Source organism: Streptomyces sp. NPDC051173 (assembly GCF_040689515.1).
Lineage (GTDB): Bacteria > Actinomycetota > Actinomycetes > Streptomycetales > Streptomycetaceae > Streptomyces.
Genome location: NZ_JBFBBD010000043.1, coordinates 1 through 15,443, shown reverse-complemented (window position 1 = coordinate 15,443; position 15,443 = coordinate 1). Strand labels below are relative to the sequence as shown.

The window sequence follows — 15,443 nt, the reverse complement described above, 5'->3', positions numbered from 1 at the left end:
ACCATCAGAACAGCATCCGGTACTGGTTCCAGCCGGAGTTGCCGATCTTGACCTTGTACTCGAACGGCTGGGACGCCTTGCCCGTGCCGCGGTAGAGCCACAGGGTGCCGTCGTTGTCGCGCGCGATCAGGTCGGCCTTGCCGTCCTGGTCCACGTCACCGGTGGCCGCCAGCTTGTTGAACTGGTTCCAGCCGCCGCCGATGCGCTGCTTGGTCTCGAACGGCTTGGTGTAGTCGCCGGTGCCCTTGTAGAGCCACAGCACGCCGTCCTTGTCGCGGGCGACGATGTCGGTCCTGCCGTCACCGGTGAGGTCGCCGCGGCCTTGGATCTCGGTGTACTGGTTCCAGCCCGGACCGACCTTCTTACGGCCCGTCAGGGTGCCGTCGGGATAGGCGAGGTAGAGCCACAGGACGCCCTCGCGGTCGCGGACCAGGATGTCGGACTCGCCCGCGCCGCCGAGGTTGCCCGGGGAGATGAACTGGTCATACTGGCCCCAGTCGTCCGCGACGACCTTCGAGCTGTTCGCGGTGGCGTAGATGATGTTCTGGTCGTTGTCCCGGACGTAGAGCGCCTCGCTCAGGCCGTCGCGGTCGTTGTCGACCCGCGCCGCGGCGTTGATCCTGCCCCAGTTGCCGGTGACGAACTCCTTGGGCGTGATCCCGCCCTTGCCGTCGGGCCAGTAGAAGTAGAGGTCCTCGTTGTTGACGGCGCTCAGCGGGAAGAACGGGGCCTCGGGGGACGGGCCGTCGGCCTTGACCTTGCCGCGCGGGGCGGCCAGGCGCGGGGCGGCGGATCTGGGGGCCTGGGCGCCCGACTTGGGGTAGTCGCCGGACTTCGCCTCGCCGCGCAGCGCCTCGGAGCGGTGCTTGGCGGAGGTGTCGGCGGAGAGCTTCGCCGCCGACTTGGCCGCGCCCGGGGCGGGGGCGGCCGAGGGGCCGTCGGCCGTCGCCGTGCCGGCGGTGGTGCCGAGCACGGCGGCGGCTATGGCCGCGGTCGCGATGCGACGCACGGCCCGCGTACGGCCGGGGAGTTGAGCCACGTGGGTCTCCAGGAGGTCTCAGGTGAAGAACGGCGGGCCCGGTCCGGGCCCGCCGCAGAGACTCCATGATCTTTCACATTTTCTTTACCTGTCAATCACCATGTGGGGATCTCGGGCCGATCAGCTCGATCTCAGCGAGTGTGCCCTCACCGGCCACCGTCTCCAGCCGGTAGTGCCGGAAGAAGCCCGGTGTGTGCACCGAGAACACCCGGGTCTGCCGGTCCCAGGCGAAGGACTCGCCCGTACGCCGGTCGACCTCCGTCCAGGTCTCGCCGTCCGTCGACCCCTTGAGCACCCAGCCGCCCGGAGCCTTGGTGCGGTCGGCCGACGTGAGGGTGTACGAGGTCACGCGCGAGCCGGAGGGCACCTCCAGCGGGGCCACGGTGAAGGTCGCCTCGGTGGCCGAGGTGTTGTCCGTGAGCGCCGAGGTGCCCGGCGCCGTCAGGTCGCCCTCCGGCTCCGCCACCGCGTCGCCCCGGGTGAGCGAGGTGGGCCCCGCGTCCCGGCCGCTGCCCCACGACGAAGGCCGGGGGCCCATGGTGAACTCCAGCGTCCCGCCGTTCGCCACCACCGAGTGGGGGAGCGCCGTGGAGGTCCACTTCTTGCCGTTCACCCGCAGGCCCTGCACGTAGACGTTCCGGGCGCTGTTGCCCGGCGCCTTCACGACCAGGTCGTGCCCGTTCTCCAGGTGCACGGTGGCCTGCGTGAACAGCGGCGAACCGATGGCGTACTCCCCGCCGCCCATCACCAGCGGATAGAAGCCGAGGGCGCTGAAGACGTACCACGCCGACATCTCGCCGTTGTCCTCGTCGCCCGGGTAGCCCTGGCCGATCTCGCTGCCGAGGTAGAGGCGGGACAGCACCTCGCGGACCTTCGCCTGCGTCTTCCACGGCTGCCCCGCCGCGTCGTACATGTAGGTGATGTGGTGCGAGGGCTGGTTGCTGTGGCCGTACATCCCCATCCGGACGTCCCGGGCCTCGGTCATCTCGTGGATGACACCGCCGTACGAACCGGCGAACTCGGGCGACCCGGTCTCGGGCGTGCTGAAGAAGGCGTCGAGCTTGCGCGCCAGGCCGTCGCGGCCTCCGTAGAGGTTGGCCAGCCCCCTGCTGTCCTGCGGAACCGTGAACGCGAAGTTCCAGCCGTTGGTCTCGGTGTAGTCGTAGCCCCAGACGCGGGGGTCGTACTGCCGGGGCGTCAGCCGCCAGGTGCCGGAGGGGTCCTTGCCCTGGAAGAAGCCGACGGCCGGGTCGAAGAGCTTCACGTAGTTCCGGGCGCGGTTCAGGAAGTAGTGGGACTCGTCCCGGTAACGGGCCTTGTGGGTCTTCTCGTAGAGGGCCCGGCCCATCTGCCCGAGGCCGAAGTCGTTGATGTAGCCGTCCATCGCCCAGGACATGCCCTCGCGCGTCGTGGTGCTCGTGTAGCCGAGGAAGGCGGAGGTCTCCATGCCCTTGCGGCCCACGCCGGGATTGGGCGGGGCCACCGTGGCGTTCTTCAGCGCCGCCGCGTACGCCGCCTCGGCGTCGAAGCCGACGCCCTTGGCGTAGGCGTCGGCGAAGGCGACGTCCGAACTGGTGCCGGTCATCAGGTCGGCGTAGCCGGGGGAGGACCAGCGGGAGATCCAGCCGCCGTCCTTGTACTGCTGGACGAAGCCGTCGATGAGCTTCCCCGCCCGCTTCGGGGTCAGCAGGGTGTACGCGGGCCAGGCGGTGCGGTAGGTGTCCCAGAAGCCGTTGTTGACGTAGACCTCGCCGTCGACGACCTTCGCGCCGGTACGGGTCGGGGTGGGCTCGCCGGCGGGCGGGCTGAAGGGGCTGGCGTAGCGGCTGTGGGGGTGCGCGGCGGAGCCGGTGTTCTCGAAGCCCGAGTTGGGATAGAGGTAGAGGCGGTAGAGGCTGGAGTAGAGCGTGGTCAGCTGGTCCCGGCTCGCGCCCTTGACCTCGATCCGGCCCAGGACGTCGTCCCACGCGGCGCGGGCGCGGTCGTGCACCTCGGCGAAGGAGGTGCCGGCCGGGATCTCCTGGTCGAGATTGGCCTTCGCCTGGTCGACGCCGATGAGGGAGGTCGCGATGCGCAGCGTCACCGTGTGGTCCTGGCCCGGCTTGAAGCGCAGGTAGCCGGTGACACCGTCACCCCGGGTGCCCTCGGTGTCCGCGTGGCGCGTGCCGTCCGGGTCGGCCGAGCTGATCGCGCTGGAGGGGAGTTCGGGAGGGCCGCCGAGCTTGCCGCTCGCGGTGACGGGCGCGTCGAAGACGCCGTAGACGAAGAGCCGTCCGGCGCCGGTGGAGAGCCCGCTGCGCACGTCGGAGTAGCCGGTGATCACGCCGTGGTCGGGGTCGAGCGTCAGCCCTCCCTGGTCCCGGACGTTGTCAAGGATGACGCTGGCGTTCTCACCCGGAAAGGTGAAACGCATCAGGGCCGCGTGGTCGCTGGGGACGATCTCGGACTTCAGCCCGTTGTCGAAGGTGACGCCGTAGTAGTGCGGCTTCGCGATCTCGTGGGAGTGGTGGAAGGGGAGCGCGCGGGCCGTCCGCCCGGCGTCCGGGGTGCCGGTGGCGGCCGACGGCATCACCTGGAAGGTCTGCCGGTCGCCCATCCAGGGGCTCGGTTCGTGACTGGCGCTGAACGCCTGGATGGTGGGGAGGTTGTCGGCGTTGTCGGCGGCTGCGTACTGGTAGAGCCAGTCCGTCGAGCCGGCGTTGGTGACGGGGGTCCAGAAGTTGAAGCCATGGGGGACGGCGGTGGCGGGGAAGGTGTTGCCGCGGGAGAAGGTCGAGCTGGAATGCGTGCCGCGCGTGGTGAGGGCGTAGTCCGCCAGGTGCGCCGCGGGCTTCTCCGCGGGCGCGGGGGCGAGCGAGATGTCGTCCACCCAGCCGCGGAATCTCGCCGGGCCGACCGGCGAGTCGTAGGCGATGAGCACCCGGGCGACGGTCCTGCCCGCGGCGACCGCGCCGATCCGCGACTCCTTGGCGTTCCACTGGTTGACGTAGAGGGTCTTGGACTCGGCCTGGCCCTGCGGCGTGAGGCGCGCGCCGTCCTGGTCGACCGCGCCCAGCTCGCTGAGATAGGTGCCGTCGGTGAAGGCGAGGTCGATCGCGGCGTGGGTGGCCGGATAGCGCGAGTCGGGCTCCGGCATCGAGGGGAAGATCTTGTAGGAGAGCAGGGTCTCGGGGGTGACCGCGACCTTCACGGCGAAGATCTTGTTGTAGGCGTACGCGTGGCCGGTGGCCTGGTGTCTGCCTCCGTAGCGCAGGGCGTGGGTCCCGGTGAAGCCGGCGCGCGGTTTGGCCGTCGGCGAGCCGGTGGGCCCGCTGTCGACGTAGCTGCGCATGTCCGGGGGCGGCGGGCCGCCGGTGTCCGCGGTCGCCAGCTGGAGCTCGGCCAGCTGGGTGATGCCGTCCCCGGCGTTGCGGGTTATGTCCAGCCGGTACTGCCGGTAGGCGGTGCGGTTGGTGAAGGAGAACTCCTTGGTCTGGAGGCGCTTTTCGAAGAGGACGTCCTTGCGGTCGTCCAGCACCGTCCAGCTGTGCCCGTCGTCGGAGCCCTGCAGCTGCCAGTCCCTGGGGTCCCGGCCGGGGGCGTCGTTGGCGGAGGTCAGCGCGTAGCGTACGGCGGTGACCGGCTCGGACAGCTCGAATTCGAGCCAGGGCGTCCGGTCGAAGGTGAGCCACTTGGTCGTGGGCTCGCCGTCGATCAGGTTCTCCTTGACCTCCCCGGCCCCGGCGTTCTCCCCGCTCGCCCGGACGGCGGTCACCTTGTCGGTGATGTTCCCGGGGATCCCCGCGGCGTCGCTGCCGTCTATCCCGGCCGCCCGCCGCCGCCCGTCCGGCCCGGTCTCCACGGCGTTGCGCCAATCGGGCTGCGGCTCGCCCGGCTCGAAGGAGGAGCTGAAGCGCTGGGAGGCGGCCGCGTCCCGCGCGGCGGCCGCCGAGGCCATGGCCGCGGCCCCGTGCGGGGTCTGAGTGGCCGTCACCACGAGGGCGGCGGCGAGGAGGGCCAGGGGGCGGGTGAGTGTACGCCATCGGTGGCGGAACCCCTGTCGCTGACTCTGCCGCATCCCTTGCCTCTCCACGAAACCGACAACGTTGTCAACCGAGTCGCGCAGAAATAAGTAGGGCGTGAGACGCCAGTGGTGTCAAGGGTCCGGATGTTGGTGTCGTCGCGGGGGCGGCGTGGGTTGAGGAGGTCTCAACTCGGGAAAGACTGACGGTCAAAGCCGCTTTCGATCTTGCCCAGTTGATGCGAAGTGGACTATACCTGTCGGCGTCCGGGGCGGCCGCAGGCCGCCGCGGCGGATCCGGGGGAGAGCGGCGGACGGGAGCGCCGTGGGAGCGGTACCGATCCCGGCGCACACCCAGCACACCCAGCACACCAAGCTTCAACTGACCTGCGGTGTCGGGACCTTCGTCCTTGGCCGGTTCGCACGTGCGCGAGGGAAAGACCGTCACACCGCCTGAGTCCTGGAGAAGGCGAGGACTTGAGCATGGGATCCACATCGGAATTCAGCCGGAGAGATCTGGTCAAGCGGACCGCGGCACTCGGTCTGATCGCGGTGCCGTCGATGAGTGTGCTCACCGCGTGCGCCACCGGCGGTGGCAGCGACGACAAGAGCAGTGACAAGGGCGACCAGGGGAAGAAGTCGGAGAAGAATCCGCTCGGCGTCAAGAACGGTGCCCCGCTCGACGCGTTCATCTTCAAGGGCGGCCTGGGCGATCAGTACGCCAAGGACGCCGAGGCGGATTACAAGGCCACGTACGGAGCCGAGGTCAAGCACACCGGCACGCAGCAGATCGGCCCCAAGCTCCAGCCCCGCTTCGCCGGTGGCAATCCGCCGGACGTCATCGACAACTCCGGTGCCGACCACCTGGACATGAACAAGCTCTCCTCGCAAGGGCAGTTGCTCGACCTCACCCCGCTGCTCGACGCGGCCTCGCCGGACGATCCCAAGAAGAAGGTCCGGGACATCCTCTATCCGAGCGCCATCGAGAAGGGCAAGCACAAGGACGCCTTCGACGTCCTCTATTACGCCTTCACCGTCTATGGCACCTGGTATTCGCAGAAGCTGCTGTCGGACAAGGGCTGGACCTATCCGAAGTCCCTCGACGACATGATCAAGCTCTGCGAGGAGATCAAGAAGACGGGCATCGCGCCCTGGACCTACCCGGGCAAGTATCCCTACTACGTCCACTTCAACGTCTTCCCGCAGATCGCCAAGATCGGCGGTCTGGACAAGTGGATCGCGATCGACAACCTGGAGCCCAACGCCTGGACGTCCAACGACGCGGTCAAGCAGGTCATCGGGCACTACGAGGAGCTCGCCGCCAAGGGGTATTTCCTGTCGGGCAGCCAGGGCCTGACCCATATCCAGGCCCAGACCTCCTGGACCAAGGGCAAGGCCGTCTTCATCCCCAACGGCTCCTGGGTGGAGAACGAGGCGACCCCGACCACCCCCAAGGACTTCGGCATGGCCGTCGGCCCGCTCTTCGACGGCGGCTCCGGCGACAAGATGCCGCACGGCACGGTGCGCGCCGAGCCCAGCGAGCCCTTCATCGTCGCCAAGGGCGGCAAGAATCCCACGGGCGGCATGGAATTGCTGCGCATCATGCTCTCCAAGAAGCACGCGCAGAACTTCGCGCAGAAGGTCCATTCCCTGACGAGCAACATGCAGGGCGCCGAGGGCGCTTCGCTCTCCCCGGGCCTGGCCTCGGCGGCGCAGGCCGTCAAGGACGCGGGCGGCAACCAGAACCTGCTGATGATCCAGTTGCAGGAGTGGTACCCCAAGCTGACGGACGAGAAGATGGGCGGCCTGACCAGCCAGCTGCTCACCGGTGACCTCAAGGCCGCCGAGTGGATCAAGAAGACGCAGCAGTACGCGGACGAGACCGCCAAGGACAGCTCCGTCACCAAGTTCCACCGGTCGGCCTGACGGGTCCGGCGGCTCGGGACAAGGGCCGGGAGGCAGCATGCAGCACGGCAAGTACCGGTTCATCGCGGGGTTCCTGGCCCTGCCGCTGGCGGTCTACGCGATCTTTGTGATCTCGCCGTTCGTCCAGGCGTTCCAGATCGCGATGACCGACTGGAGCGGCCTCAAGGGCGCGGCGAAATACATCGGGTTCGACAACTACGACAAGCTCGTGCACAGCGACGAATTCTGGAACGCGCTCAAGCACAACGTCATCATGCTGGTGCTCGTGCCCATCGTGACGCTGGCGCTCGGCCTGTTCTTCGCCTTCATGCTCAATGTCGGCGGCAGGGCCCGGCGGGGCGCGGTGGTCACCGGGGTGCGGGGCTCGAAGTTCTACAAATTCGTCTTCTTCTTCCCCCAGGTCATCTCCATCACCATCATTTCGGTGATCTGGTTCAACATCTACAACCCCGACCCCTCGGACGGCATGCTCAACTCCCTGCTGGGGGCCGTGGGTCTGGACTCCTTGCAGAGCGCCTGGCTGGGGGAGAAGAGCATCGCGCTGGCCTGCATCATGCTGGTGATGGTCTGGGCGAACGTCGGTTTCTACGTCGTCCTCTTCTCGGCCGCCATGGCCTCCATCCCCCGGGACATCTACGAAGCGGCGCTGCTGGACGGCGCCGGCCGCGCCCACACGTTCTTCCGGATCACCCTGCCGCTGCTGTGGGACACCGTGCAGACCGGCTGGGTCTATATGGGCATCATCGCGATGGACGCCTTCGCGCTGGTGCAGATCATGTCGGTGAACATGGGCGGCCCGGACGGTGCGACGGACGTCGTCCCGCTGCGGCTCTATCAAACCGCTTTCCGTGACAGCCAATTCGGCTACGCGTCGGCCATGGGCATCGCCATGCTCATCGTGACTCTGCTGTTCGCCGTGCTCACCATGCGCTTCGCGCGTCGTGAGCGGATCGAGTTCTAGGGGTACGACGAATGACGACGGAAGCAGGCGCGGTACCCGCGAAGGAAGCGGCCGAGGCGGAACGGCGGGGCGGGCGGGACGCCGAGCGCCGCCGCCCCGAGGGCGCGGTGCTGAATGTCTTCTCGCACGGCATTCTCGTCCTCTGGGCGGTCATGGTGGGCCTGCCGCTGATCTGGGTGCTGTGGAGTTCCTTCAAGAGCAGCGGCGACATCCTCAGCTCGCCGTGGTCGCTGCCGCGCTCGTTCCACTTCGAGAACTGGGCGCACGCCTGGGAGCGGGCCAACATCGGCCGGTATTTCGCCAACACCATCATCGTCGTGGGGTGTTCGGTCGTCGGCACGATGGTGCTCGGGTCAATGGCGGGCTATGTGCTGGCCCGCTTCTCCTTCCCCGGCAACCGCTTCATCTACTACCTCTTCGTGGCCGGGATGTCCTTCCCGGTCTTCATGCTGGTCATCCCGCTGTTCTTCGTGCTGCGGGACTTCCCCGGTGTGTCCCTGCTGGCGACATATCCCGGGCTGATCCTGGTCTACATCGCCTTCTCGCTGCCGTTCACGGTCTTCTTCATGACGGCCTTCTTCCGTACGCTGCCGACCTCGGTCGCCGAGGCCGCCATGATCGACGGGGCTTCGCACACCCGGACGTTCTTCCAGGTCATGCTCCCGATGGCCAAGCCGGGTCTGATCAGCATCGGCATCTTCAATTTCCTGGGCCAGTGGAACCAGTACCTCCTGCCCATGGTCCTCAACCAGAACGAGCACCACTACGTCCTGACGCAGGGCCTCGCCCAGATCGCCCTTCAGCAGGGCTACGACGGGGACTGGGGCGGTCTGATGGCCGGCATGGTGATCGCCATGCTGCCGGTCCTGGTCGTCTATTTCCTCTTCCAGCGGCAGGTGCAGGCGGGCCTGACGGCGGGCGCGCTGAAATAGCCGCCGGGGGCGCGGACGCGCCGCTGCCCGGCCGAATGGTCAGCGGAGCGTGAACCAGACCGCCTTGCCGGGCCCCTGCGCGGCCGGGCGGACGCCCCAGGATCTCGCGCAGCTGTCGATGAGGGTGAGCCCGCGGCCCGACTCGTCGTCCCAGCCCGCGGTGACGCGGGCCGGGACCTCGGGGCTGGTGTCGTGCACGTCGACCCGCAGGAGGCCGGCGCGGCAGCTGAGGTCCACGGTCACCGGGGATTTGGTGTGCACCACGCCATTGGTGACCAGCTCCGTGACCAACAGACAGGCGGTATCGGCGAGATCGAGGCGGCCGTGGCGTTGCAGCGCGAGCCGCAGGGAGCTGCGCACGACGCTGATCATCCAGGGCTGGGCAGGGATCCGGAGTGTGTACCACCAGTCCGCGGTGGTCAGTTGGGGGTCCTCGCACATTGTGGGCTCCGTTCGGGGGGTGGAATCAAGAGTGGGATGGGATCGACCGCGAGTGCATAAATTCGGTGGGCTTTCGTCCCTGTGAGTGACTGTGCTCACGGGGTGTGTGCAGGCAGACTCTCTGCCCAAAGGAAGGGAGGATTGTCATGCCGCAGAAGCCCCCAACTATCCGACAGAAGCGCCTCGGTGCGGAGCTGCGTAAGCTCCGTGAAGCGGCGGGTATGTCAGGTGAAGATGCCGCCGAGGCGCTGGAGTGCGGACAGGCCAAGATCAGCCGCATCGAGACCGGCACCAACGGGATTCGCCCATTCGAGCTACGCGGCCTGCTGAAGGCATATGGGGTGACCGATCAGGCGCTGGTCGACTCGCTCGTGGACCTCGCCCGCGAGGGGCGCCGCCAGGGCTGGTGGAACACGTACGTGAGCGCCTTTCCCGGCATCGCCGATCTCGCGCACCTGGAGTCCAAGGCGGTGTCCGTCCAGGTCTGGCAGACCGTGCTCGTGCCCGGCCTCCTCCAGACCCCCGGCTATATGCGCGCGCTGTTCAAGGGCGGCCGGCACGGTTACGACGACGCCGCGGCCGAGCGGTGCGTGGCGGCCCGGACCACCCGGCAGGCCGTGCTCGACAAGCCGGACGCCCCCGAGCTCACCGCGGTGGTCTACGAGGCGGCGCTGCGCTGCGGGGTGGGCGGGCCGGAGGTGATGCGCGGCCAGCTGGGGCACCTCGTCGGCCTTGTGGAGCGCGGGCGGGCGCGGATCCAGGTGCTGCCGTTCGACGCGGGGGTGCACGGCGGACTGGACGGGCCGTTCGTCGTCTACGGACTGCTCGCGTCCGGCATGGACGTCGTCATGACGGACAGCCTCGCCGGGGCCGCCTATCTGGACCGGGAGGAGGATGTCCGGCGCTACCGCGCGCTCTTCGACTCCCTGCGCTCCCTCGCGCTCACCCCGGACGCCTCGCTCGTGACGATCAAGAAGCTGGCGGTACGGGCGTGACCGCCCCGCGCCCCGGGGCCCCCGGCGCCCCGGGCGGATGGCAGCGGTCCCGCTTCTCCGGCAGCGGCGGCGGCCAGGAGTGCCTGGAGGCCGCGCCCGGCTCCGGCGGGCGGCTGCGGTTCCGCGAGAGCGACCGGCCGCGCACGGTGCTGACACCCGCGCCCGACGCCTGGGCGGCCCTGCTGCGCGCGGTGAGATCCGGCGTCCTGGACGGCCCCCGGCCCGCCCGCCCACCGGGCACGGGAGCTCGATAGGGTTCAGGGCCTTGACGGGGGTTACCCCGGACAGCTCAGCTTAGAGTTCATATGTTGTACGGATGGCTGGGCTCCAGTGCTGTGGCCCGGCCTCGGGGCGGCGGTCGTGCCGTGCCCGGCGAGGCGGGAGTGAACAATCGTGGAGACTCCGGGGTCGCAGTCGTCGCTGCACCGGGCCAACCTGGAGCGGGTCGTGCGGGCCGTACGCATGGCGGGCTCGCTCACCCAGGCGGAGATCGCCCGCGCCACGGGCCTTTCGGCGGCCACGGTCTCCAACATCGTGCGGGAGCTCAAGGACGGCGGCACCGTCGAGGTCACCCCCACCTCCTCCGGCGGCCGCCGCGCCCGCAGCGTCTCCCTGTCCGGTGACGCCGGGATCGTCGTGGGCGTCGACTTCGGGCACACCCACCTGCGGGTGGCCGTCGGCAACCTCGCGCACCGCGTGCTGGCCGAGGACGCCGAGCCGCTGGACGTGGACGCCTCCGCGGCGCAGGGCCTGGACCGGGCCGAGCACCTGGTCAAGCGGTTGATCGAGGAGGCGGGCATCAACCCCGCCAAGATCCTCGGAGTGGGCCTGGGCGTGCCAGGACCGATCGACGTCGCCTCCGGGACGCTGGGCTCGACCGCGATCCTGCCGGGCTGGGCGGGCACCAACCCCCGCGACGACCTCGCCGCCCGCATCGGCGTCCCCGTCCACGTCGACAACGATGCCAACCTCGGCGCGCTGGGCGAGCTGGTCTGGGGCGCGGGCCGGGGCGCGGCCGACCTCGCGTACATCAAGGTCGCCAGCGGCGTGGGCGCCGGCCTGGTGATCAACGGACAGATCTACCGGGGCCCGGGCGGCACCGCGGGGGAGATCGGGCACATCACGCTCGACGAGGCAGGGCCGGTCTGCCGGTGCGGCAACCGCGGCTGCCTGGAGACCTTCACCGCGGCCCGCTACGTACTGCCCCTGCTCCATTCGGCCCACGGCACCGACCTGACCGTCGCCCGCATGGTGGAGCTCGCGCGCGAGGGCGACCCCGGCTGCCGCCGGGTGATCGGCGACGTCGGCCGGCACATCGGCAGCGGCGTGGCCAATCTCTGCAACCTCCTCAATCCCAGCCGTGTGGTGCTCGGCGGCGATCTCGCGGACTCCGGCGAGCTGGTGCTCGGCCCGATCCGGGAATCCGTCTCGCGGTACGCCATTCCCAGCGCCGCGCGGCAGTTGGAGGTACTCCCCGGAGCGCTGGGCGGCCGGGCCGAGGTGCTGGGCGCGCTGGCGCTCGTCCTGAGTGAAATGGGCGATTCCACGCTGCTGGACGATTCCCGTCCCGCGGGCGCTCCCCTGCCCTCCTGACGGCCGTCAGCGTTTTCCGACAGCACGCCACGGTCGTATCTTGAGTTCACGCAGATAACGAATGGCATCGTTGCCATCTCGTTAAGGATTTACTTCTTGACGCCCCCTTGGGGGCCGAGTTGACTTCCAGCCACCTCGGCCGCGATGACGCGGCCTCGTCAGGGAGGTATCTGCAAGTGAACACGCATGTGCGGCGCGCTGCCGTGGTCGTGGCGGCCGTCTCGATGGCAGCTGGGCTTGCGGCCTGTGGCAGTGCCAAACAAGCCGGTGGCGGGGACAAGAAGGAAAAGAAGGGCGCGCTGACCATCGGCCTCCTTCTGCCGGAAAACCAGACCGCCCGTTATGAGCGATTCGACAAACCGCTGATCGAGAAGAAGATCAAGGAACTCGCGGGCACCCGGACGACGGTCCTCTACGAGAACGCCAAACAGGACGCGTCGGTTCAGCAGCAGCAGGTCGACACAATGATCACCAAAAAGGTCGACGCGCTGATCGTGGACGCGGTCGACGCGAAGTCGATAGCGAGCTCGGTGAAGAAAGCGAACGGCAAGGGAATTCCCGTCGTCGCCTACGACCGGCTGGCAGAGGGGCCCGTCAAGGCGTACACCTCCGTCGACAACGAACGCGTCGGAAAGATCCAGGGCGAATCCCTGCTGAAGGAACTCGGCGACAACGCCGCCAAGGGCGACATCGTCATGATGAACGGCTCCGTCACCGACCCCAACGCCAAGATGTACAAGGACGGCGCCCACTCCGTGCTCGACGGGAAGGTCACCATCGGCAGGGAGTACGACACCAAGGAGTGGAAGCCGGAGAACGCCAACGAGAACATGAAGGGCGCCATCTCCTCGCTCGGCAAGGACAAGATCGTGGGTGTCTACTCCGCCAACGACGGCATGGCGGGCGGCATCATCACGGCCCTCAAGAGCGCCGGCTTCACCAAGCTGCCGCCGGTCACCGGCCAGGACGCCGAGCTCTCCGCGGTCCAGCGCATCCTCGCGGACGAACAGTTCATGAGCGTCTACAAGCCCTACAAGCCCGAGGCCGACGCCGCCGCCGAGCTGGCCGTCGCCCTCGCACAGGGCGGGAAGACCGACGGCATCGCCAAGTCCACGGTGGACAGCGGCTCCGAGAAGAAGATCCCCTCCATCATCGTCACCCCCTTCGCCCTCACCAAGTCCGACATCGCCCAGTACGTCGGCAAGGAGGGCTTCTTCACCCTGGACGAGATCTGCACCGCGAAATACAAGGCGCAGTGCGACAAGGCAGGACTGAAGTGAGCCCCCAGCGTGCCGCCTTCGGGCGGTGAAGGAGATGATGAACGTGTCCGCTGCGCCCGTGCTGGCGTTGCGCGGGATCTCCAAGCGGTTCGGTGCCGTCCAGGCGCTCACCGACGTGGAGCTGGAGATCTGTCCCGGCGAGGTGGTCGCCCTGGTCGGCGACAACGGCGCCGGTAAGTCCACCCTGGTCAAGACCATCGCCGGAGTCGGCCCCGCCGACGACGGGGTGATCGAGTGGGAGGGCCGGAAGGTCACCGTCGACCGGCCGCACATCGCCCAGGAGCTGGGCATCGCGACCGTCTACCAGGACCTCGCGCTGTGCGACAACCTCGATGTCGTCGGCAACCTCTTCCTCGGCCGGGAGATCGTCCGCGCCGGGGTGCTCGACGAGGTCGAGATGGAGCGCCGCTCCCGTGAGCTGCTCGCCACCCTGTCCATCCGGATCCCCAGTGTCCGCATCCCCGTGGCCTCGCTCTCGGGCGGGCAGCGGCAGACCGTCGCCATCGCCCGCTCGCTGCTCGGCGAGCCCAAGGTCGTCATCCTCGACGAGCCCACTGCGGCGCTGGGCGTCGAGCAGACCGCGCAGGTCCTCGACCTGGTCGAACGGCTGCGGGAACGCGGCCTCGGGGTGATCCTCGTCAGCCACAACATGGCGGACGTGCGGGCCGTGGCCGACCGCGTCGCCGTGCTCAGGCTCGGCCGCAACAACGGCACCTTCGAGGTGCGCGCCACCTCTCAGGAAGAGATCGTCTCCGCCATCACCGGTGCCACCGACAACGCTGTCACCCGCCGTGTGGCCCGTCGGCGGGGCGAGGGCGACAGCGAGAGTGCGGAGGGGAACCCGTGAGCACGAATCTGTCCGAGTCCCACAACGGCGAGGTCCCCGACGGCAACGGCCAGGAACCCGCCGAAGGCACCGTCGTCCCCGTCGACCCCCGGCTCCTGGTCCGGCAGCAGGGTTTCGCCGGGTACTGGAGCGAATTCGGCCGCAAGCTGAGCAGCGGGGAGCTGGGCTCGCTCCCCGTGGTCGTCGGCCTGATCATGATCGCCGTCATCTTCCAGCTGCGCGACCCGGCCTTCCTGGGCGCGGAGAACCTCTCCAACCTCTTCGTCACCGCCGCCGGCACGGGCCTGATCGCGGTCGGCATCGTCTTCGTCCTCATCCTCGGCGAGATCGATCTGTCCGTGGGCTCCGTGAGCGGCCTGGCGGCCGCCGTCTTCGCCGTGCTCAACGTCCATCACGGCATGCCGGAGTGGCTCGCCTTCGTGCTGGCGCTCCTCTCGGGCGCGCTGATCGGCGCGCTGCACGGCTTCTTCTTCGCCCGGATCGGCGTGCCCGCGTTCGTCGTGACCCTGGCCGGTCTGCTGGGCTGGAACGGCCTGATGCTCCAGGTGCTCGGCTCCGACGGCACCATCAACCTCGACGACACGGGGCTGGTCGCCGACCTCACCAACCACTACTTCACCGACATCTCCGCGGCCTACGGCCTGGCGACCCTGGCCGTGGCCGCGTTCTTCCTGCTGTCGTTCCGCGACAGCAGGCGCCGTGAGGCCGCGGGCGTCCCCAGCCGGCCGCTCAGCGAGATCGCCCTGCGCACCGCGGCGCTGGCGGTCCCGGCTTATGTGGTGGCCTGGCTGTTCAATCAGTACAAGGGCCTGCCGCTGGCCGTGGTGATCTTCCTCGGCGTCGTGGTCGCCCTCGACTTCGTGCTGCGCCGCACGCCGTACGGGCGCAAGGTGTTCGCGCTCGGCGGCAGCGTCGAGGCGGCCCGCCGGGCGGGCATCAACGTCCCGGCGGTCCGGATCTCGGTGTTCGCGCTCTCCGGGACGATGGCGGCGCTCGGCGGGATGTTCCTGGCCTCGCAGATCAACGCCGCGAACCAGTCCTCCGGGTCGGGCAGCCTGCTGATGAACGCCATCGCGGCGGCCGTCATCGGCGGTACGAGCCTCTTCGGCGGCAGGGGCAAGACGTGGTCCGCGCTGCTGGGCGTCCTCGTCATCCAGTCCATCGCCTCGGGCATGGCCCTGCTGGGGATCGCGTCGGCGGTCCAGTACATGATCACGGGCGCGGTGCTGCTGGCGGCCGTGGTCATCGACTCGCTGTCGCGCCGCACGCAGCGGAGCGCGGGGCGCGCGTAGCGCTCGCGCCCGGCGGGTCCTGTGGTCGGGTGCGGGTTGCTTCGTCCTCACCACCGCTGCGCGGCGGTGTCCTCAAGCGCCGGACGGGCTGACATCAGCCCGTCCGGCGGGTGTTGTAGGATGCCGGGTTTGGTAGG

At 68.9% G+C, this 15,443-nt stretch carries 12 protein-coding genes; 9 read left to right on the top strand and 3 right to left on the bottom strand.

What is annotated here, in order from left to right:
* Nucleotides 1-4 precede the first annotated feature (4 nt).
* Nucleotides 5-1,039 carry a VCBS repeat-containing protein gene (locus AB0435_RS21930; RefSeq protein WP_366005272.1) on the bottom strand — a complete coding sequence of 345 codons (1,035 nt, stop codon included), beginning with the start codon at nt 1,037-1,039 and terminating at the stop codon, nt 5-7.
* 91 nt (nt 1,040-1,130) lie between these two features.
* Complete coding sequence (locus AB0435_RS21925; RefSeq protein WP_366427760.1) at nt 1,131-4,976, bottom strand: GH92 family glycosyl hydrolase; 3,846 nt, start codon at nt 4,974-4,976, stop codon at nt 1,131-1,133.
* Between the two features lie 546 nt (nt 4,977-5,522).
* On the opposite strand from AB0435_RS21925, the gene ngcE reads away from it, so the two are divergent.
* From ngcE to AB0435_RS21910, 3 genes are read left to right on the top strand one after another with little or no spacing between them, the layout of a single operon-like run.
* A complete protein-coding gene (gene ngcE, locus AB0435_RS21920) occupies nt 5,523-6,965 on the top strand; it encodes an N-acetylglucosamine/diacetylchitobiose ABC transporter substrate-binding protein (protein ID WP_366005271.1) in 1,443 nt (480 codons plus the stop codon).
* Nucleotides 6,966-7,002: 37 nt separating this feature from the next.
* Nucleotides 7,003-7,926: a sugar ABC transporter permease gene (locus AB0435_RS21915; RefSeq protein WP_366005270.1), complete on the top strand. Its 924-nt coding sequence runs from the start codon at nt 7,003-7,005 to the stop codon at nt 7,924-7,926.
* Nucleotides 7,927-7,937: 11 nt separating this feature from the next.
* Nucleotides 7,938-8,858, top strand: coding sequence for a carbohydrate ABC transporter permease (locus AB0435_RS21910; RefSeq protein WP_366005269.1), 921 nt, complete (start codon nt 7,938-7,940; stop codon nt 8,856-8,858).
* A gap of 39 nt (nt 8,859-8,897) precedes the next feature.
* Here AB0435_RS21910 and AB0435_RS21905 read toward each other — a convergent pair whose 3' ends face one another.
* On the bottom strand, nt 8,898-9,299 hold the full coding sequence (locus AB0435_RS21905) for an ATP-binding protein (protein ID WP_366005268.1): 402 nt from the start codon (nt 9,297-9,299) through the stop codon (nt 8,898-8,900).
* A 146-nt stretch (nt 9,300-9,445) separates the two neighbouring features.
* Here AB0435_RS21905 and AB0435_RS21900 point away from each other — a divergent pair, with 146 nt between their 5' ends.
* From AB0435_RS21900 to AB0435_RS21875, 6 genes are all read left to right on the top strand, one after another.
* A complete protein-coding gene (locus tag AB0435_RS21900; protein ID WP_366005267.1) occupies nt 9,446-10,294 on the top strand; it encodes a helix-turn-helix transcriptional regulator in 849 nt (282 codons plus the stop codon).
* On the top strand, nt 10,291-10,548 hold the full coding sequence (locus tag AB0435_RS21895) for a DUF397 domain-containing protein (protein ID WP_366005266.1): 258 nt from the start codon (nt 10,291-10,293) through the stop codon (nt 10,546-10,548). Before AB0435_RS21900 ends, AB0435_RS21895 begins: the two co-directional genes overlap by 4 nt.
* 139 nt (nt 10,549-10,687) lie before the next feature.
* Nucleotides 10,688-11,887 carry an ROK family transcriptional regulator gene (locus AB0435_RS21890; protein ID WP_366005265.1) on the top strand — a complete coding sequence of 400 codons (1,200 nt, stop codon included), beginning with the start codon at nt 10,688-10,690 and terminating at the stop codon, nt 11,885-11,887.
* A gap of 176 nt (nt 11,888-12,063) precedes the next feature.
* Complete coding sequence (locus AB0435_RS21885; RefSeq protein WP_366005264.1) at nt 12,064-13,167, top strand: substrate-binding domain-containing protein; 1,104 nt, start codon at nt 12,064-12,066, stop codon at nt 13,165-13,167.
* A gap of 34 nt (nt 13,168-13,201) precedes the next feature.
* Nucleotides 13,202-14,014, top strand: a complete 813-nt coding sequence (locus tag AB0435_RS21880; RefSeq protein ID WP_366005263.1) for an ATP-binding cassette domain-containing protein — start codon at nt 13,202-13,204, stop codon at nt 14,012-14,014.
* On the top strand, nt 14,011-15,306 hold the full coding sequence (locus AB0435_RS21875; protein ID WP_366005262.1) for a sugar ABC transporter permease: 1,296 nt from the start codon (nt 14,011-14,013) through the stop codon (nt 15,304-15,306). Before AB0435_RS21880 ends, AB0435_RS21875 begins: the two co-directional genes overlap by 4 nt.
* Nucleotides 15,307-15,443: the final 137 nt, after the last annotated feature.